Origin of the sequence: Histidinibacterium aquaticum, assembly GCF_008710275.1 — a bacterium.
Lineage (GTDB): Bacteria > Pseudomonadota > Alphaproteobacteria > Rhodobacterales > Rhodobacteraceae > Oceanicola > Oceanicola aquaticus.
The window spans coordinates 325,652-342,939 of the sequence record NZ_VYQE01000004.1; the positions used below are offsets into that span (position 1 = coordinate 325,652).

Genomic DNA, 17,288 nt, shown 5'->3' on the forward strand with positions numbered 1-17,288 from the left:
GCCGGGCCCGTGAAGGCACCCGAGGCCGTGGAGATGTCGGCAAGGGCGGCCCTTGCCGGTCAACGGGCTATATAGGGAGGGGGTCTCGGGGCTGCAACGGGCCCGCCGGGGCTCGCTGTGACATTTCTGCATTGGCCAAGACGGAGGACCGATGACCGACCCGAAACCCGACCTGACCATACGCGGCGTCAAGGTTTTCGAGGGCTTGCTGGATGCCCCGGCACAGGAGGCCATGGTGGCCGATCTGAGGAAGGTTGTGGCCCGCGCGCCGCTGTTCTCTCCGATGACGCCCTACGGCAAACCGATGCGCGTGCGCATGACCTCTGCCGGGCGCTATGGTTGGTTCTCGGATCGGAAGGGCTACCGCTACGAGCCGCGCCACCCGTCGGGCGTGGACTGGCCGCCGATCCCGGAGAGCGTTTTGCGGGTCTGGGCGGCTGTGTCGGGCACGCACCGCGAACCGGACTGCTGTCTCGTGAACTATTACACTGACGGCGCGAAGATGGGGATGCACCAGGACAAGGACGAGGCCGACTTCGGTTACCCGGTCGTCTCGGTCTCGCTCGGGGACGAAGCGCTCTTCCGGATCGGCAACCTGACGCGCGGCGGCAAGACCGAGAGCGTCTGGCTCCGCTCGGGGGACGTGCTGGTGATGGGGGACGAGGCCCGGCTGGTCTACCACGGCATCGACCGGGTGAAGCCCGATACCTCGACGCTGCTGGACGGCGGCGGTCGTATCAACCTGACGCTGCGGGTGGTCGACCCCTAGTCGACGGCGACCGTGCAGCACCCCTTCCAGTATTGTGTCCCGTTTCCGGGCAGGCGCGTCACCATGTCGGCGTTGAGGCCGTACTGCTGATCCGACATTCCGTCGGAGCAGGCGCCCGCCGTCACGACGAGCGTGGCGAAACCGCCGCCCGGCACCTCGACCGCAGTCGCGATCCCGGGGCCGGAGAGGCTTTGCACGAAGGGCTCGGCGGGGGCGGAGAAGACAGGCTCGCCGAGGTTCTCCAGCACGAATTGGCGGTCGGACGTCGTCCTGGCGGACCAGAAGGGCTCGGTCCCGAAGCAGCTGCTGACCGTGGACATCGTGCTGTTCCAGCCGACCTGCTGTAGCGGCATCATGTAGTGCATGGAGACCCATCCGGCCTGGCCGTTGACGTTGACCTGCCCCCAGTCGCCATCGGCGCTGAGCCGCACGACCTCGATGCCGGTGCGGTCGGGCGTAAACTCTCCGATGATGGCGTTGTCCACGCCCGGCCCGGTGCGGACATTCAGCGTGTCGTCGGCGGCGACCCCGCTGACCGAATAGCGGGCCGGAAACTCCTGCGCGGCCAGGGTGGCCGGAACGAGCAGGAGAATGAGCATCAGCAGGTGTTTCATCTTGCAGCTCCCCAGGAAACAGACGCGCGTTTACGAGTATAACTCTCGCCGATCATGCCGAGCATCAGGAGAACCAGGCTCACGACGAGTGGGTAGGTGGTGCTGGAAAAATGCGGGTTGTAGTTGATGAAGGTGAAGCCCCGCGCCTGGTCGATGATGTGGAACAGGGGGTTCCAGTCGAACCAGGCGAGCATGAAGCCGGGCAGCGTGTTCGCCAGGAACATCTTGCCGGAGGCGATCATGTTGGCCCGCGCCCAGACCTGCGAGGCGATGGCCACGAACCCGGGAAACCAGGGCTTGATCGCCAGCAGCACCATGCCGACGGCACAGCCCGAGAACCACGCCAGCAACATCATGCCCATCGCGCCCACCGGTTGGTAGATCTCGATGGGCGTGATGATGGCATGGTAGAGGAAGAGCACCACGAAGAGCGACAGGACCTGGATGTAGAGCGCTGAGAGGGCGCTCGCGACGACGGCGATGACGGTGTTCATCGGCGCATGCTTCATCATTGCCGAGGTCGGCCCCTCGGAGTTCAGCACCGCGCCCATCGACTTGGTGTGGCAGACGAACATGAAGATGCCCGACATGACGTAGAGCAGGAAATCGCCCCGAACCGCCGAGCCGCGCAGCCCGAGAACGGCGAACATGAAGTAGAAGGCGATCACCAGGATCAGCGTCTGCATGATGTTCTGCATGAGGCCCATCAGCGCGTGCCTGTGGGACTTGCGGACATTGCGGACGATCGTGTGGTAGATCAGCTCCAGGATCGTGACGAACCCCTGGGTGCGCGTGGTCGCTCTGCGTGCCTGAAACATCTATACCGTTTCCGTCTCGCGCCCCCGCGCGGAGCGGGCGGCCGCAGCCCTTGCCCATCTCCATTGGCGTCACCATAAGGGTCGCGGGGCAGCAATTCAATCGACGGTCCGAATGCGGGCCCGCAAGGTGGCATATGGACTACGACAGGATCACGCAGGCGTTCCGCAGGCTCGCGCTCGAGGCCGGGGACCGGATCATGGAGATCTACGAGGGTCCCGATTTCGAGGTCTCGGTGAAGAGCGACAGCTCGCCCGTCACCGCCGCCGACGAGGCCGCCGACGCGCATATCTCCGACGGGCTGCGCGCCGCCTTTCCCGATCTGCCGCTGGTGACCGAGGAGCAGGCCGACAGCCACGACGTGAGCGCCGCGACCTTCCTGATCGTCGACCCGCTGGACGGGACCAAGGAGTTCATCAACCGGCGCGGCGACTTCACGGTCAACATCGCGCTCGTCGAGGACGGGGTACCGACCCGCGGCGTGGTCTACGCCCCGGCGAAGGGCCGTCTCTTCTACACCCTGCCCGACGGCAGCTCGGTCGAGGAGATGGGCGCCCTCCACAAGGAGACGGTGGGCGAGACGGTGCCCGTCCGCGTGTCAGAGCCGGACAACGACTCCCTCATGGTCGTCGCCTCCAAGTCGCACCGTGACCAGGCCACCGACGACTACATCGGCAAGTACGCCGTGCGCGACATGACATCGGCCGGGTCGTCGCTGAAGTTCTGCCTCGTGGCGACCGGGGAGGCGGACCTCTACCCGCGCCTGGGCCGCACGATGGAGTGGGACACCGCCGCGGGCCACGCCGTGCTCTCCGGGGCCGGCGGGCAGGTGGTCCGCTTCGACGATCTCTCGCCGCTGGTCTACGGCAAGGAGGGGTTCGCCAACCCTTTCTTAATCGCCTACGCCCCCGGCGTGGAGCTCAAGCCCGCCTGACATGGCGGTCCTCGTCGTCATCCCGGCGCGCTATGCCTCCCAGCGCTATCCCGGCAAGCCGCTCGTGCAGCTGCGCGGGGCTACCGGCGAGGCCCGGACCCTGGTCCGGCGTTCCTGGGAGGCGGCCCGAGCCGCCGAGGGTGTGGACCGGGTCGTCGTGGCGACGGACGACACGCGCATCCTGGAGGAGGCGCAGGGCTTCGGGGCCGAGGTCGCCATGACTTCGGAGACCTGCCGCAACGGGACCGAGCGCTGTGCCGAGACGCTGGAGGCGCTGGGCGGCGGTTACGATATCGTCGTGAACCTGCAGGGCGACGCGCCCCTCACGCCGCCCTGGTACGTCGAGGCGCTGATCGCCGGGCTCGAGGCCGATCCCAAGGCCGACATCGCGACCCCCGTTCTGCGCTGCGACGGGCGGTCGCTTCGCGGCTTCCGGGAGGATCGGATGGCCGGTCGCGTCGGGGGGACGACAGCGGTCTTCGGGGAGGACCGCTCGGCGCTCTACTTCTCCAAGGAAGTGATCCCCTTTACCGGGGGCGATTATCCTGACGACGCTCCGACTCCCGTCTTCCACCATGTCGGGGTCTACGCCTACCGTCCGGATGCGCTCCGCGCCTACCCCGGGCTCGTGCCGGGGCCGCTGGAGCAGCTGGAGGGGCTGGAGCAGCTGCGCTTTCTCGAACACGGCCGCCGCGTCGCCTGCGAGGAGGTCGAGGCGCGGGGCCGTCCCTTCTGGGAACTCAACAATCCCGAGGATGTCCCGAAGATCGAGGAGATGCTCCGCGAGGCGGGTATCGCGTGAGCGACGGGCCCTCCGTCAGCGTGGTGGTCGTCAGCCACGGACGGCCCGATAGCCTGACGCTCTGCCTTCGCGCCCTGGTCCAGCAGGTCTACGACCCCTTCGAGATCGTCGTTGTCGCCTGCAAGGCCGGCCGCCGCCGGATCGATACACGGCCCGAGCTATACAACCGGGTCAAGGTCGTGGCGTTCGACGAGCGCAACATCTCGCAGGGCCGCAACCTCGGCATTGCCGAGGCGGCAGGCGAGGTCGTGGCCTTCATCGACGATGACGCCATGGCCGAGCCGCTCTGGCTGCACCACCTCGCGCCCGTGTTCCTCGACGACCGCGTCGGCGCGGCGACGGGGTACGTGCGCGGCCGGAACGGGATCAGCTTCCAGCACAGGCTTACCGACGTCGGTCCCGAGGCGGACAGCCGACCCGTCCGGGTCAAGGGAGACGAACCCCGGCTGATCGCCCCACCGGACGGGCGCGGGATCAAGACCGAGGGCACGAATATGGCGTTCAGGAGGGATCTTCTGCTCGAACTGCAGGGCTTCGATCCGGCCTACCGCTTCTATCTCGACGAGACCGACCTGAACCTGCGCCTCGCGGAGCAGGGCATTCTGAGCGCCGTGGCGCCGTTGGCGCAGGTCCACCACGGTGTTGCCTCGAGCCCGCGCCGCCGCACCGACCGGGTGCCGGAGAGCCTGTTCGACGTGGGCGCGAGCCTCGCCTACTTCCTGCGTCGGCACAGCCTCGCGGAAGACTACTCGCCTGCTGGCCGGGCCGAGCGGCGGCGGCGGCAGCGATCGTTGATCGGGCACATGATCGACGGACGGATCGAACCGAGGGACGTGAACCGCATCCTCGCGACCTTCGACGAAGGGTGGGCCGAGGGGATGGGGCGGGAGATGCTGCCGCTTCCCGGCATCGAGCCGTCGGGCGCCGAGTTCCTGGCTTACCGAGCCGATCTGCCGCGTCTCGGTCACGCGGTCGTCGCCGGACGCACCTGGCAAGCGCGGTCCCGCAGGGCCGAGGCGCTGCGGCTCTCCGAAGCGGGGTACCACGTCACGGCCATGCTCCTCTCCCCGACCGCCCGGTACCACCGCGCCTGGTTCGACGCGGAGGGCTACTGGGTGCAGCGGGGCGGGCTTTTCGGGCGCTCCGTGCGGCAGGCACCCCTGATCCGGATCCAGTCCTTCGGCAAGCGGGTCCGGGCCGAGGTCCGCAGGCTCTCATCTGTGCGCGGACCGGCCCGGAACGGGCCCGTCTAGATGGACATGACCCGACGTTTCGTGGCAATCACGGGAACGATCGCGCGAGACCGGAGTCTCGTGGGTGAATGCGAGACGTTGAGCAGCGGCTGGCAGTCGCGTGCATTTCAATCCAAGGGAATTCGAGTATGGCGAAACGGGTGACGAAGGCGATCTTTCCGGTTGCGGGCATGGGGACGCGGTTCCTGCCGGCTACGAAGTCGGTGCCGAAAGAGATCATGACCCTCGTCGACCGGCCCCTGATCCAGTACGCGATCGACGAAGCGCGCGCCGCCGGCATCACGGACTTCATCTTCGTCACGGCGCGCGGCAAGTCGGCCCTGGAAGACTACTTCGACACCGCTCCCGAACTGGAGTCGGCGCTGGAGAAGAAGGGCAAGACGGATCTCCTCGAGACTCTCCAGTCGACCAACATGGAATCCGGCGGCATCGCCTACATCCGGCAAAACGAGGCACGCGGGCTTGGCCACGCGGTCTGGTGTGCCCGGAAGCTCGTGGGCGACGAGCCCTTCGCCGTGATCCTGCCCGACGACGTCATTGCGGCCGAGACGCCTTGCCTGCAGCAGATGGTCGAGGCTCACGAGGAGACCGGCGGCTCCATGGTCGCCGCGATGGAAGTCCCGCAGGACAAGACGTCGTCCTACGGCATCCTCGACTGCGAGTCCGAGAGCGGTGCGCTGGTGAAGGTCAAGGGCATGGTCGAGAAGCCCAAGCCCGCCGAGGCGCCGTCGAACCTCGCCGTCATCGGGCGCTACATCCTCTCGCCCCAGGTAATGAAGAACCTCGGCGATATCGGGGAGGGTGCCGGTGGAGAGATCCAGCTGACCGACGCGATCGCGCGCGAGATCGGCACCGAGGAGGGCGTGCACGGCCTTCGTTTCCGGGGCGAGCGGTTCGACTGCGGCTCCAAGTCTGGCTTCCTGCAGGCCACCGTGGCCTTCGGCCTGGCACGGGACGACCTGAGGGGCGAGCTTCAGCAATACCTCGACGAGCTTGCAGCGACGCGTAACGCGGCCCAGTAAGGCCGCATGACCAATATTCTCGTCACCGGCGGCGCCGGCTACATCGGAAGCCACGCCTGCAAGGTCCTGGCCGCGGCGGGCTACACGCCCGTCACCTACGATAACCTCGCGACCGGGTGGCGCGATGCGGTGAAATACGGGCCGCTGGAAGTGGGCGAACTGACGGACCGCGATCGCCTCGACGAGGTTTTCGCAGCTTATCGTCCGGCTGCCGTGATGCACTTCGCAGCGCTCTCCCTCGTCGGGGAAAGCATGGCGGACCCGGGGAAGTACTGGCGCAACAACGTCCAGGGCTCCCTGGCGCTGATCGAGGCGGCTATCGCGGCGCAGTGCCTCGACTTCGTCTTCTCCTCGACCTGCGCGGTCTACGGCGATCATGACGGCGTGGTCCTCGACGAGAACAGCCCCCAGGCGCCCCTGAACTCCTACGGCGCGAGCAAGCGGGCGATCGAGGACATGCTCGGCAACTTCGGCCAGAGCCACGGTCTGAACTCGGTGATCTTTCGCTACTTCAACGTGGCCGGGGCGGACCCGGACGGTGAGATCGGGGAATTCCACCAGCCGGAGACGCACCTTATCCCGCTGATGCTCGACGCGATCGACGGCAAGCGAGACGCGCTGACGGTTTTCGGCACGGACTACGACACGCCGGACGGCACCTGCATCCGGGACTACGTTCACGTCATGGACCTGGTCGATGCGCATGTCCTCGGCGTGAAGTGGCTCGAAGAGGGCAAGGGCAGCCGCGTCTTCTGCCTCGGGACCGGCACGGGCTTCTCGGTCCGGGAGGTCATCGAGCAGTCCGGCAAGGTGACCAATCGGGAAGTTCCGGTCGTCGAGGGTGACCGGCGGCCCGGCGATGCCGTGAAGCTGGTCTCCGGGAGCCGCCGCGCCCGCGAGGAACTGGGTTGGGAGCCGAAGCGCTCGGTCATGCAGACGATGGTCGCTGACGCCTGGCGCTGGCATCAGAACGATGGCGCTCACTACAGCGCATGAGCCGCCCGCGCGGCTGATCGATCTGACACGGCTCGCGTCGCGCGCGGGCCGCCGGATGACCGGCATCGACCGGGTCGAACGCGCCTATCTCGGGGAGCTTCTCGACCGTCAGACGCCGCTCTTCGCGCTGATGCGGACACCCTACGGATATTTGCTTCTGGACCGATCTGGCGCGCAGGATTTCTGCAGCAGACTTGATACCTGCGAGTTTGGCGCTCCGGATGGTTTAGCACGTCTCGGCCGCAGACGCCCGGAGCCTGTCCGGGCCTTGGAGTCGCGAGCCAGGGAGCGCGCCCTTGCAAGATGCCTTCGAAGCGGCCTCGGGAGGATGCTCCGCCGCTCCATTCCGGCGGGGGCAGCCTATCTCAACCTCGGGCATTCCAATTTGACGCCTAGGACCCTCGGAGCGGTGCGCTCGGTGCAAAATTCGCGTCTTGCAGTCTTCATCCACGACACGATTCCGCTCGATTTCCCTCAGTACCAGCGCGAGGGCAGCGTGGAGCGCTTCCGACAACATCTCGATCTCGCCGGACAGGCGGACATCATCCTGACCTCTTCCGACGCGGCTGCCCAGGGCATCTCCCGTCACCTGTCCGATCCGCCGCCGATCCATGCCGCGCCGCTCGGCGTCGACCTCAAGACGCCTGACCGCTCGGCGCTTCCCGGAGGTATCGAAACGGACCGCCCCTACTTCGTGGTCCTCGGCACGCTCGAGCCCCGCAAGAACATCGGACTGCTGCTCGACGTCTGGGAGCGCCTCGGGGCCGAGCCGCCGCTCCTTTACCTCGTCGGCCGCCGCGGCTGGAACAATGAAGAGGTCTTCGCCCGCCTCGACGCCGGAGTGCCCGGCGTGACGGAATTGCCTGACCTGTCGGACGGCGCCGTCGCAGCCCTGCTGAGCGGTGCACGCGCTCTGCTCTTCCCCTCGGAAGCCGAGGGTTTCGGCCTGCCGCTGGCAGAGGCGGCGGCGCTTGGCACCCCAGTGGTTTGTGGCGATTTGGCCATCTGCCGGGAGGTGCTCGGAGAGGTCGGCATTTACCTGCCGACGAGCGACCCCTATCCTTGGGAAAACACGGTAAGAACTCTGACAGAGCAGACTCCGCCGGACCCGCCCTCCTACGCGGCGCCCACCTGGGCCGATCATTTCGCGGTCGCCCTGAGCGTGACGTGAGAGGGACCGGCGGGTCTTGTCGTCGGGACGAGGGGACGGGTTGGGCGCCTGGCAATCATATCGGCTGAGGCTGCAGCGCAAGCGCTGGCGCGTCCGGGCATTTCGCAAGCGGCGGGAGTTGAAGCCGGTCGTGAACAGGACACAGGAGATCCGGCCCTCCGACATCCTGGTCTTTTCCACCTTCCGGAACGAATACCCCCGGCTGCCGTACTTCCTGAAGTACTACCGCGACATGGGTGTCGACCGCTTTCTCATGGTCGACAACGACAGCGACGACGGCGGGCGGGAGTACCTCGCAGGGCAGCCGGACGTCTCTCTCTGGACCGCGTCCGCCAGCTACAAGCGCGCCCGTTTCGGGGTCGACTGGCTGAACTGGCTTCAGCTCAAGTATGGCCACGGCCACTGGACGCTCGTCGTCGATCCGGACGAGCTCTTTGTCTACCCGTTCTGCGACACGCGGCCGGTCCGGGCCTTGACCGACTGGCTCGACGCCAGCTCGATCAAGTCCTTCTCGGCGATGCTGCTGGACATGTACCCAAAGGGTGGCATCCGCGACGTGCCATACGCGCCCGGGCAGGACCCGCTGGAGATCGCGAGCTGGTTCGATGCGGGCAACTACTCGATCTACCGGAACCACCGGTACGGCAATCTCTGGATTCAGGGAGGGCCCCGTATGCGGGCCTTCTTCGCCGAGGAGCCGCACCGGGCGCCCGCGCTGAACAAGATCCCGCTCGTGAAATGGGACCGGCGCTACGCCTACCACAGCTCGACCCATACGCTCCTGCCGCGCGGGCTGAACCTCACCTACGACGAGTGGGGCGGCGAGAAAGCCAGCGGCATCCTGCTGCACACCAAGTTCCTCTCGAGCTTCGCCGACAAGGCGAAGGAAGAGCTCGGGCGTGGCCAGCACTATGCCGCCAGCCGGGAGTACCGCGCCTACGCCGAGGGCGTTACCGAGAACCCCGACCTCTGGTGCAAGTGGTCCGAGAAATACATCAACTGGCGCCAGCTCGAGATCCTCGGCCTCATGTCCAAGGGGAACTGGGCATGAGCCTCGGCGTCGTGATGCTGGTCCACACGGCCTTCGACCGGGCCGAGCAGGTGATCCGCCACTGGGTCGCGGGCGGCTGCCCCGTTGTGGTCCACGTCGACAAGACGGTGGACCGGGCCGAGAACGACCGCTTCCGTCACCGCCTGTCCGACCTCGTGGACCGGGTGAAGTTCTCTCGCCGCCACAGGTGCGAGTGGGGCACCTGGGGCATCGTCGCGGCGAGCCAGTCGGCGTCGGAACTGATGCTGTCGAGCTTTCCCGAGGTGCGGCACGTCTACCTCGCCTCGGGGTCCTGCCTGCCGCTCCGGCCGGTACGCGAGCTGGTCGCCTACCTGGCCGAGCGCCCGGAGCGGGACTTCATCGAGAGCGCGACCACCAAGGATGTGCCCTGGACGGTCGGCGGACTGGACGAAGAGCGCTTCGAGCTGCGCTTCCCCTTCTCCTGGAAGCGCCAGAGATTTCTGTTTGACGCCTGGGTGGAGGTGCAGCGCGCCTTGCGGCTACAACGCCAGATACCGGGCGGGCTCGTCCCCCACATGGGGTCCCAATGGTGGTGCCTGACGCGTGAGACTCTCAGCGGCATTCTGACGGACCCGAACCGGCCCGAGTACGAAGCATATTTCCGGCAGGTGTGGATCCCGGACGAAAGCTATTTCCAGACCCTCGTCAGGCTCTATTCGCGCCAGGTCGAGAGCCGCTCGCTGACGCTCTCGAAGTTTGATTTCCAGGGCAAGCCGCACATCTTCTACGACGATCACCTGCAGCTCCTGCGCCGGTCCGACTGCTTCGTCGCGCGCAAGATCTGGCCCCATGCCGAACGTCTTTACGAAGCGTTCCTCGACCCGGCTGAACAGGCGATGAAGGGCGCGGAGCCCAACCCCGGCAAGATCGACCGCATCTTCGCGAAGGCCGTGGAACGGCGGACGCGGGGCCGCCCCGGGCTCTATATGCAGTCGCGCCTGCCCAACGATAACTGGGAGAACGGCTTCACCTCTGCGCCTTATTCCGTCTTCGAGGGTTTCTCGGACCTCTTCGAGGATTTCGAGACCTGGCTCGCCCGGACTACCGGCGCCCGCGTGCACGGGCATCTCTTCGCGAAGACGGGTGCGGAGTTCGAGGGCCGGCAGAAGAGCTTCGCCGGGGCACTCAGCGACTCGCCGAAGATCCGCGACTACAATGCGCGCCGCTTTCTCACCTCGCTCATCTGGAACACGCGTGGCGAGCGGCAGTGCTTCCAGTTCGGCCCCTCGGACAGCCAGATCATCACCCACGACCTGGCGCACGATCCCAATGCGCAGATCAGCGTCATCTCGGGGGCCTGGGCCGTCCCGCTTTTTCAGACCGGTGGCGACTTTGCCGAGCTTCGCACCGAGGCGGCCCGCCTTCAGAAGATCGAGGCGGAGCATCTCCGGGCGCTGCGGTCGCCGCACGCCAAGGCGCGCATTCGGATCTGGACCATGGCGGAGTTCGTGGAGTCGCCGAAGGACTGCTTGCAGGAGGTGATTGGAGAGTTCGCGGGGACCGAGCAGAGGCGGCTGACCGAGGCCCCCCGGATGGTCGATCTCACCGGCTTCGGGCGCTTCCTTCAGAACCTCAAGAACGAGGGGATGCATCCCTACCTCATGGGGGATTTCCCTGTAGAACGTCAGCCCCGGCCGGTCGAACCCGTCCGGCGCAAGAGATATCTGGTCAGGTAGATCATGCCCGCCTTCGATTCCTTCGTCGTCTTCGCAGAGATGCGGACCGGCTCGAACTTCCTCGAGGCGAACCTGAACGCCATCCCGGGCGTCAGTTGCCACGGCGAGGCGTTCAACCCGCACTTTATCGGCTACCCCAATCGAGATGAGCTGCTCGGGCTCACGCAAGAGGAGCGGGAGGCCGACCCCGGCGCGTTGCTCGACCGGATCAGGGCCGTCGAGGGACTGGGCGGCTTCCGCTTCTTCAACGATCACGATCCGCGTGTGCTCGACCAGGTGCTGTTCGACCCGCGGTGCGCCAAGATCGTTCTCACGCGGAACCCGCTCGACAGCTACGTCAGTTGGAAGATCGCGCAGGAGACCGGGCAATGGAAACTGACCAACGTCAAGCATGCCCGCTCCGGCCAGGTCAGCTTCGACGCGGCTGAGTTCGAAGCCCACGTCGAGGCGCTTCAGGCCTTCCAGGTGCGCCTGCTCAACGGGCTCCAGAAGTCCGGGCAGACAGCCTTCTACGTCGCCTACGAAGATTTGCAGGACGTCGAGGTGATGAACGGCCTGGCCGCCTGGCTCGGTGTCGATGGGCGGATCGAGGCGCTCGACCGGAAGCTGAAGAAGCAGAACCCCGAGCCGATGGAGAGCAAGGTCAACAACTTCGAGGAGATGGAGCGCAGCCTTGCCCGTCTCGACCGCTTCAACCTGACGCGCACCCCGAACTTCGAGCCGCGTCGCGGGGCGATGGTCCCGTCCTACGTCGCGGCCGCCAGGAGCCCGCTGCTCTACATGCCGGTTCTGGGCGGTCCGACTGCAGCCGCGCGCGGCTGGCTTGCCGGACTGGACGGCGTCGGGGAAGACGAGCTCATCGAAGGCTTCACTCAGAAGACGTTGCGCCAATGGAAGCGCGGCGCGCCGGGGCACCGGTCGTTCACCGTCCTCCGCCACCCGGTCGCGAGGGCCCATGCGGCCTTCTGCGAGAAGCTGCTGTTCCCGGGTCCGGGTACCTTCATGGAGATCCGGAAGACACTGAAGCAGGTCTTCAAGGTCCCGCTGCCCGGGCAGGGCTCCGCGGAGTCGCACGATGCCGAGGCGCATCGAGTGGCCTTCAAGGGCTTCCTGGCGTTCCTGAAGGCGAACCTGCGCGGACAGACCTCCGTCCGGGTCGATCCCTGGTGGGCCAGCCAGGCCGAAGTCCTCAAGGGCATGAGCAACTTCGCGGTGCCGGACATGGTGCTGCGCGAGGAGCAGATCGGGACCGGCCTCGAACAGCTCACACGGCAGATCGGACGCGAACCGCTGGCCGTGCCTGCGGAGACCGATCCGCACCGGCCGCGACTCGTGGAGATTTACGACGAGGAGATCGAAGCCGCGCTGAGGGACATCTACCAGCGCGACTACGTGACTTTCGGGTTCGGGACCTGGGCCTGAGCGCTCAGGCCGCCTGAGAGGCGTTCGCTTCCGAAAGGATCATATGGAGCGTGGCTGGATCGCTGTTGGCGCGCAGCTTCGCGCAGGTCGCCGGATCGCGCAGGGTGCGGGACACCATGGCGAGGGCCTTCAGGTGCTCCACCCCGGCGGTTTCCGGCGCGAGCAGGGCGAAGACGAGGTCGACGGGCTGGCGGTCCACCGCATCGAAGTTGATCGGCTTCTCTAGCCGCAGGAAGAGCCCGCGCACCCGGTCGAGATCGTCGAGACGAGCGTGGGGGAGGGCGACGCCGCCCCCGACGCCCGTGGGGCCGAGCGCCTCGCGTTCCATCAGCGCCTCGACCACCTCGTTGGCGGGAAGGCCGAGCGTCGACTCGGCCATCTCACCAAGGTCGTGGAAGAGCCTCTTCTTGCTGCTGCAGGAAGAGAGGCGCTTGATGGACTCCGGCGTCAGAATCTCATCGAACTGCATTCAACGTCCAATTCTAGGCGCGCCCCGCGTGACGCTTAACTGCTCGTGTTTCGCGGATCGATCCAGCCGATATTCCCGTCTTCCCGGCGATAGACCACATTTATACCGCTATGACCCTCGTTCCGGAAAACCAGTACGGAAGCATGGTCGAGTTCCATTTGCATGACGGCCTCGCCAACGGAGAGGGACGGGATTCTCGTCTCCATCTCGGCGATGATCATTGAACTGACGTCGCCGTCCGGCTCGTTCTCCTCAGCTTCCGACGACGCGAGGATATAAGAGGGCGCACTTGAGAGTTCAACAGGCTGCGAGCGATCGCGGTGGTGATCCTTGAGACGCCGCTTATAGCGTCTCAATTGCTTGTCCATTTTCTCGCAGGCGCTGTCGAACGCGCTATAGATTTCGGTCGCGGTCCCTTTCGCCTGACAGGTCAGGCCTGTGGATAAATGAACCACTGCCTCACAATTGTATTCGTGGCCGGACTTGGAAAAGATCACAGTGGCGTCAGTGGGGCGGCCCGCGTATTTTTCGACCGTGTTGCCCAGTTCCGTCTCGACATGGGTCTGCAAGGCCGCACCGATATCAATCTGCTTGCCGCTGATCTGGTAACGCATGGGATCTCCTTCCTGATCTTCGAACCCGGGGGACACCAGGCACCGTCGTGCTGGTCAACCTGCGGGCTCGGGGACGATGACATGAGCCGTCCTTCGGGTCGTCCGAGGCCGGTTCGGCCTCGTCTCCGTCGCACTCGATTCGGTGGGACCGCGCGCTGTCATCCCCTGCATTTGGCGCTAGGCCGCCGCGATCTGTCAACGACGAAAGGTCGCCTTGGTTAGGTGCGGAAGCCCTGGCCCAGGTAGACGCGCCGAACGTTCTCATCCCGCACGACCTCCTCCGCCGTTCCACTCATGATGACGTGCCCATCGTGCAGGATGAAGGCGCGATCCACGATCTCCAGCGTCTCCCGCACGTTGTGGTCGGTGATCAGGACGCCGATCCCGCGCGTCTTGAGTTGCGCCACGAGGCTCCGGATATCGCCTACCGCGATAGGGTCGACGCCGGCGAAAGGTTCGTCGAGCAGGACATACTTCGGTCCGGCAGCGAGGCAGCGCGCGATCTCGCAGCGCCGCCGCTCACCCCCCGACAGCGCGAGTGCCGGCGCACGGCGCAGGTGCTCGATCGAGAACTCGGACAGCAGCTCTTCGAGTTTTTCCCGTCTCGATGTCCGGTCGGGCTCCGCGATCTCGAGAATGGCGAGGATGTTGTCTTCGACGCTCAGGCCGCGGAAGATCGACATCTCCTGCGGCAGGTATCCCACCCCCAGCTTGGCGCGCCGGTACATCGGCAGGGTGGTCACGTCCCGCCCGTCGATGGTCACCACCCCGCCCTCAGGCTGGATGAGCCCGGCGATGCAGTAGAAGCAGGTCGTCTTGCCCGAGCCGTTGGGCCCGAGCAGGGCCACGACCTCGCCCCGCCCCAGGTCGAGGCTCACGTCGCGCAGGACCGGCCTCCGGCGATAACTCTTGCGCAGGTGCTCGATGCGCAGGCCCGCGCCGCCCTCGGTCACCGAGAGCGCGGCCATCTTACTCACCGTCCTGCTGGAAGACGGTGCGCACGCGGCCCTGCATCTGGGCCATCCCGGTTTCGACGTTGACGGTCATGGTTTCTGCAGAAAGCGCGCTCTGGCCCTGGGTCAATAGCACGTCACCGGAGAGTGAAAGCTCGCCGGTCGTGAGATCGTAGGTGGCTTCCTCTGCCTCGGCTTCCTCGGTCTCCGTCACCAGGGTCACGCCGCCTGAGGCCGCGAACCGCGCGATGTCTCCGGTCTCCTCGTCGTAGACCACTTCGACTTCTGCGGCGGCAAGCCGCAGGGAGCCCTGGCCGACGACCACGTTGCCGGTGAAGACGGCGGTGCCGCTGTCCCGGTCGACGTTGAGGGTGTCCGCCGTCACTTCGACCGGCGCGTCGGGCTCGGCGGAGAGGCCGCCGAGGTCGATGTTCGTCTGTGCCGCGGCGGGCAGGGCCAGCAGCGAGAACGCGAGTGCAGCGAAAAATCTCATTCGGGAGCGCCTTCCTGTGTCGGGGGGCGGTATAGCAGCCGGACGCCCTCTTGGAACACCATGCTCTGTCCCCCCTCCTCCGAGGTCTCGACCGTCAGCCGACCGGCGGTCAGCTCGCCGAAGGGCGCATGCGCCTCCAGAGGGCCGTCGGTCTCGATGCGGCCGCTCTCGAGGTCTGCGGTGAGCGCGGAGGTCTCGACCTCGTAGCCGTTCGAGGTCTCGATCCGGGCCAGCCCACTCAGCCGGGCTGTCCCCGCGTCGGTGTCGATGTAGCCTTCCCCCGCCCGCAACTCGAGCAACGGCCCCCCGGGAGATGTGACGGTGCCGCGAATGCGGGAGACGGACATGGCCTCGGTACCCTCGCCCTCGGGCCGCGCGCTGTCCGCCTCGATCTCGATGATCGAACCGTCGTCCGCGACGCCGGAGAAGGCCGGCGCCGAGACCTGTTGCTCGCGGGCCAGGGCTTCGAGGTCGGCGAAGGGGATGTCGGCGTCGCTCACCCTGGGCGACCGGGCAAAGAGGAACATCGTCGACAGCAGCACGAGCGCGGCCAGCGGGAGCAGGGTCTTGGCCCATGCGACGTATGTGGAATGGGTATCCACCGCGCGGCCTCAGACGATGCCGGCGCGCAGGCAGTCATGAACGTGGATGAGCCCCGAGAGGCGCGGCGGCCCGTCGGGCTCCACCACGAACAGGCAGGTGATCTTGCGGTCGTTCATGAGCGCCACGGCCTCCTCGGCGAGGGCGTCGGGACCGATGGTGCCGGGATCTCGGGTCATCACGTCGCCGGCGGTCCGGTCCAGGAGCCCGTCCATGTGACGGCGCAGGTCGCCGTCGGTGATGATGCCTACCAGATGGTCTTCCGGTCCGAGAACGCCAAGGACACCGAAGCCCTTCTGGCTGATCGTCAGCAGCGCCTCGCTCATCGGCGTCTCGAGCCGGGCGGTGGGCAAGGCCTCTCCGCCGTGCATCAGGTCGCTGACCTTGGCGAGGCGGGCGCCCAGCCGTCCGCCGGGGTGGAAGGCGCGGAACATCTCGGCCGTGAACTCCCGGTGCTCCATCAGCGCCACCGCCAGGGCATCGCCCAACGCCAGCGTCATCGCGGTGGAGCTCGTGGGCACGACACCGGTGCCGCAGGCCTCCTCGGCCAATGGCAGCAGGATCTTTACGTCGGAGCGGCGCATCAGGGCGCTCTCTTCCCGCGTCGCCACGCCGATGAGCGGGATGCGGAAGCGCCGGGTGTAAGCGACAAGATCGGCGAGCTCGGGCGTCTCCCCGGAGTTCGACAGGACCAGCACGACGTCGCCACGGGTCATCATGCCGAGGTCGCCGTGGCTGGCCTCGGCAGGATGGACGAAATGCGCCGGGGTGCCCGTCGAGGCCAGGGTCGCCGCGACCTTCCGCGCGATATGGCCGGATTTCCCCATCCCCGAGACGATGACGCGCCCCGTGGCACCGAGGATCAGGTCGACCGCTTCGGCGAAGCTCTCACCGACGGCGCCCTCGAGCAGGCGCAGCGCCTCGGCCTCCGTCGCGATGACCCGGCGCGCGGTGGCCAGGACCGTGTCGCGCTGGGCGCTCAATGGGCGAAGATGTCCTGCTCGGGCCAGCCGGCGAGATCGAGCTGGGCCCGCGTCGGAAGGAAGTCGAAGCAGGACTGCGCGATGAGCGTCCGCCCTTCCCGTGCCAGCATGACGTCGAGCTTTTCCTTGAGCCGGTGCAGGTGAAGCACGTCGGACGCGGCGTAGTCGAGCTGGGCTTCGCTCAGCGTCTCCGCGCCCCAGTCGCTTTGCTGCTGGTGCTTCGAGATATCGACGGCCACGAGCTCTTGCAGTAGGTTTTTCAGGCCGTGGCGATCGGTGAAGGTCCGGACAAGCTTTGACGCGATCTTGGTGCAGTAGACGGGCGCTGTCATGGCCCCGAAGGCATGCAGCAGTACGGCGATGTCGAAACGTCCGAAATGAAAGAGCTTCAGCACCTCGGGGTTTTCGAGCATCGCCTTGAGGTTCGGCGCCTCGGTCTGGCCTTTGGAGACCTGGACCAGGTGGGCGTGCCCGTCGCCGCCGGACATCTGGACGACGCAGAGCCGGTCGCGATGCGGATTGAGTCCCATCGTCTCGCAGTCGATGGCGACGACCGGGCCGAGATCGAGCCCGTCCGGCAGATCGTTCTGGTAGAGGTGATTGGCCATCCGCACCGCTCCGGTCACCGT

Annotated in this window: 19 protein-coding genes; 10 read left to right on the forward strand and 9 right to left on the reverse strand. The window is 66.6% G+C overall.

The window, feature by feature from the left end:
* The first annotated feature begins 151 nt into the window (after window positions 1–151).
* A complete protein-coding gene (locus tag F3S47_RS14225) occupies window positions 152–769 on the forward strand; it encodes an alpha-ketoglutarate-dependent dioxygenase AlkB family protein (RefSeq protein ID WP_150445941.1) in 618 nt (205 codons plus the stop codon).
* Here the strand turns inward: F3S47_RS14225 and F3S47_RS14230 are convergent.
* Complete coding sequence (locus tag F3S47_RS14230; RefSeq protein WP_150445942.1) at window positions 766–1,383, reverse strand: SH3 domain-containing protein; 618 nt, start codon at window positions 1,381–1,383, stop codon at window positions 766–768. The two genes, F3S47_RS14225 and F3S47_RS14230, sit on opposite strands and share 4 nt — an antisense overlap.
* Window positions 1,380–2,201 (reverse strand): ABC transporter permease, encoded by an 822-nt coding sequence (locus F3S47_RS14235; protein ID WP_150445943.1) that lies wholly within the window; start codon window positions 2,199–2,201, stop codon window positions 1,380–1,382. Before F3S47_RS14235 ends, F3S47_RS14230 begins: the two co-directional genes overlap by 4 nt.
* A 134-nt stretch (window positions 2,202–2,335) precedes the next feature.
* Here F3S47_RS14235 and cysQ point away from each other — a divergent pair, with 134 nt between their 5' ends.
* The 9 genes from cysQ (at window position 2,336) to F3S47_RS14280 (ending at window position 12,547) form a co-directional block, all read left to right on the forward strand.
* Window positions 2,336–3,133 (forward strand): 3'(2'),5'-bisphosphate nucleotidase CysQ, encoded by a 798-nt coding sequence (cysQ, locus tag F3S47_RS14240; protein WP_150445944.1) that lies wholly within the window; start codon window positions 2,336–2,338, stop codon window positions 3,131–3,133.
* A gap of 1 nt (window position 3,134) precedes the next feature.
* The gene (locus F3S47_RS14245; RefSeq protein WP_150445945.1) at window positions 3,135–3,935 is read left to right on the forward strand and encodes a 3-deoxy-manno-octulosonate cytidylyltransferase; all 801 of its coding nucleotides are present in this window, start codon (window positions 3,135–3,137) and stop codon (window positions 3,933–3,935) included.
* Window positions 3,932–5,188, forward strand: a complete 1,257-nt coding sequence (locus F3S47_RS14250; RefSeq protein WP_191090198.1) for a glycosyltransferase family 2 protein — start codon at window positions 3,932–3,934, stop codon at window positions 5,186–5,188. The genes F3S47_RS14245 and F3S47_RS14250 overlap by 4 nt, the downstream gene beginning before the upstream one ends.
* Window positions 5,189–5,316: 128 nt before the next feature.
* The gene (gene galU, locus F3S47_RS14255; protein ID WP_150445947.1) at window positions 5,317–6,210 is read left to right on the forward strand and encodes a UTP--glucose-1-phosphate uridylyltransferase GalU; all 894 of its coding nucleotides are present in this window, start codon (window positions 5,317–5,319) and stop codon (window positions 6,208–6,210) included.
* A 6-nt stretch (window positions 6,211–6,216) separates the two neighbouring features.
* Complete coding sequence (gene galE / locus F3S47_RS14260) at window positions 6,217–7,206, forward strand: UDP-glucose 4-epimerase GalE (RefSeq protein ID WP_150445948.1); 990 nt, start codon at window positions 6,217–6,219, stop codon at window positions 7,204–7,206.
* Between the two features lie 328 nt (window positions 7,207–7,534).
* Window positions 7,535–8,377: a glycosyltransferase family 4 protein gene (locus tag F3S47_RS19610; RefSeq protein WP_396280061.1), complete on the forward strand. Its 843-nt coding sequence runs from the start codon at window positions 7,535–7,537 to the stop codon at window positions 8,375–8,377.
* A gap of 64 nt (window positions 8,378–8,441) precedes the next feature.
* On the forward strand, window positions 8,442–9,428 hold the full coding sequence (locus F3S47_RS14270; RefSeq protein WP_191090211.1) for a glycosyltransferase family 2 protein: 987 nt from the start codon (window positions 8,442–8,444) through the stop codon (window positions 9,426–9,428).
* Window positions 9,425–11,125: a DUF5927 domain-containing protein gene (locus F3S47_RS14275; RefSeq protein ID WP_150445950.1), complete on the forward strand. Its 1,701-nt coding sequence runs from the start codon at window positions 9,425–9,427 to the stop codon at window positions 11,123–11,125. Before F3S47_RS14270 ends, F3S47_RS14275 begins: the two co-directional genes overlap by 4 nt.
* Before the next feature lie 3 nt (window positions 11,126–11,128).
* Complete coding sequence (locus tag F3S47_RS14280; RefSeq protein WP_396280062.1) at window positions 11,129–12,547, forward strand: sulfotransferase family 2 domain-containing protein; 1,419 nt, start codon at window positions 11,129–11,131, stop codon at window positions 12,545–12,547.
* Between the two features lie 4 nt (window positions 12,548–12,551).
* On the opposite strand, the gene ptsN is transcribed toward F3S47_RS14280, so the two are convergent.
* From ptsN to F3S47_RS14315, 7 genes are all read right to left on the reverse strand, one after another.
* Window positions 12,552–13,016, reverse strand: a complete 465-nt coding sequence (gene ptsN, locus F3S47_RS14285) for a PTS IIA-like nitrogen regulatory protein PtsN (protein WP_150445952.1) — start codon at window positions 13,014–13,016, stop codon at window positions 12,552–12,554.
* 35 nt (window positions 13,017–13,051) lie between these two features.
* Window positions 13,052–13,630, reverse strand: coding sequence for a ribosome hibernation-promoting factor, HPF/YfiA family (hpf, locus tag F3S47_RS14290; RefSeq protein ID WP_150445953.1), 579 nt, complete (start codon window positions 13,628–13,630; stop codon window positions 13,052–13,054).
* A gap of 218 nt (window positions 13,631–13,848) precedes the next feature.
* A complete protein-coding gene (gene lptB, locus F3S47_RS14295; RefSeq protein ID WP_150445954.1) occupies window positions 13,849–14,598 on the reverse strand; it encodes an LPS export ABC transporter ATP-binding protein in 750 nt (249 codons plus the stop codon).
* 1 nt (window position 14,599) lies between these two features.
* Window positions 14,600–15,076 carry a lipopolysaccharide transport periplasmic protein LptA gene (gene lptA, locus F3S47_RS14300; protein WP_150445955.1) on the reverse strand — a complete coding sequence of 159 codons (477 nt, stop codon included), beginning with the start codon at window positions 15,074–15,076 and terminating at the stop codon, window positions 14,600–14,602.
* Complete coding sequence (locus tag F3S47_RS14305) at window positions 15,073–15,678, reverse strand: hypothetical protein (RefSeq protein WP_150445956.1); 606 nt, start codon at window positions 15,676–15,678, stop codon at window positions 15,073–15,075. Before F3S47_RS14305 ends, lptA begins: the two co-directional genes overlap by 4 nt.
* A gap of 9 nt (window positions 15,679–15,687) precedes the next feature.
* Window positions 15,688–16,659: a KpsF/GutQ family sugar-phosphate isomerase gene (locus F3S47_RS14310; protein ID WP_150445957.1), complete on the reverse strand. Its 972-nt coding sequence runs from the start codon at window positions 16,657–16,659 to the stop codon at window positions 15,688–15,690.
* On the reverse strand, window positions 16,656–17,267 hold the full coding sequence (locus F3S47_RS14315; protein ID WP_150445958.1) for a ribonuclease D: 612 nt from the start codon (window positions 17,265–17,267) through the stop codon (window positions 16,656–16,658). The genes F3S47_RS14310 and F3S47_RS14315 overlap by 4 nt, the downstream gene beginning before the upstream one ends.
* Window positions 17,268–17,288: the final 21 nt, after the last annotated feature.

Coding starts and splice junctions, on each gene's coding strand:
- cysQ (WP_150445944.1), top strand. CDS start 2,336: ATGGACTACGACAGGATCACGCAGGCGTTCCGCAGGCTCGCGCTCGAG.
- galE (WP_150445948.1), top strand. CDS start 6,217: ATGACCAATATTCTCGTCACCGGCGGCGCCGGCTACATCGGAAGCCAC.
- F3S47_RS14235 (WP_150445943.1), bottom strand. CDS start 2,201: ATGTTTCAGGCACGCAGAGCGACCACGCGCACCCAGGGGTTCGTCACG.
- F3S47_RS14230 (WP_150445942.1), bottom strand. CDS start 1,383: ATGAAACACCTGCTGATGCTCATTCTCCTGCTCGTTCCGGCCACCCTG.
- galU (WP_150445947.1), top strand. CDS start 5,317: ATGGCGAAACGGGTGACGAAGGCGATCTTTCCGGTTGCGGGCATGGGG.
- lptB (WP_150445954.1), bottom strand. CDS start 14,598: ATGGCCGCGCTCTCGGTGACCGAGGGCGGCGCGGGCCTGCGCATCGAG.
- F3S47_RS14280 (WP_396280062.1), top strand. CDS start 11,129: ATGCCCGCCTTCGATTCCTTCGTCGTCTTCGCAGAGATGCGGACCGGC.
- ptsN (WP_150445952.1), bottom strand. CDS start 13,016: ATGCAGTTCGATGAGATTCTGACGCCGGAGTCCATCAAGCGCCTCTCT.
- F3S47_RS14225 (WP_150445941.1), top strand. CDS start 152: ATGACCGACCCGAAACCCGACCTGACCATACGCGGCGTCAAGGTTTTC.
- lptA (WP_150445955.1), bottom strand. CDS start 15,076: ATGAGATTTTTCGCTGCACTCGCGTTCTCGCTGCTGGCCCTGCCCGCC.
- F3S47_RS14315 (WP_150445958.1), bottom strand. CDS start 17,267: ATGGCCAATCACCTCTACCAGAACGATCTGCCGGACGGGCTCGATCTC.
- F3S47_RS14275 (WP_150445950.1), top strand. CDS start 9,425: ATGAGCCTCGGCGTCGTGATGCTGGTCCACACGGCCTTCGACCGGGCC.
- F3S47_RS14245 (WP_150445945.1), top strand. CDS start 3,135: ATGGCGGTCCTCGTCGTCATCCCGGCGCGCTATGCCTCCCAGCGCTAT.
- F3S47_RS19610 (WP_396280061.1), top strand. CDS start 7,535: ATGCTCCGCCGCTCCATTCCGGCGGGGGCAGCCTATCTCAACCTCGGG.
- hpf (WP_150445953.1), bottom strand. CDS start 13,630: ATGCGTTACCAGATCAGCGGCAAGCAGATTGATATCGGTGCGGCCTTG.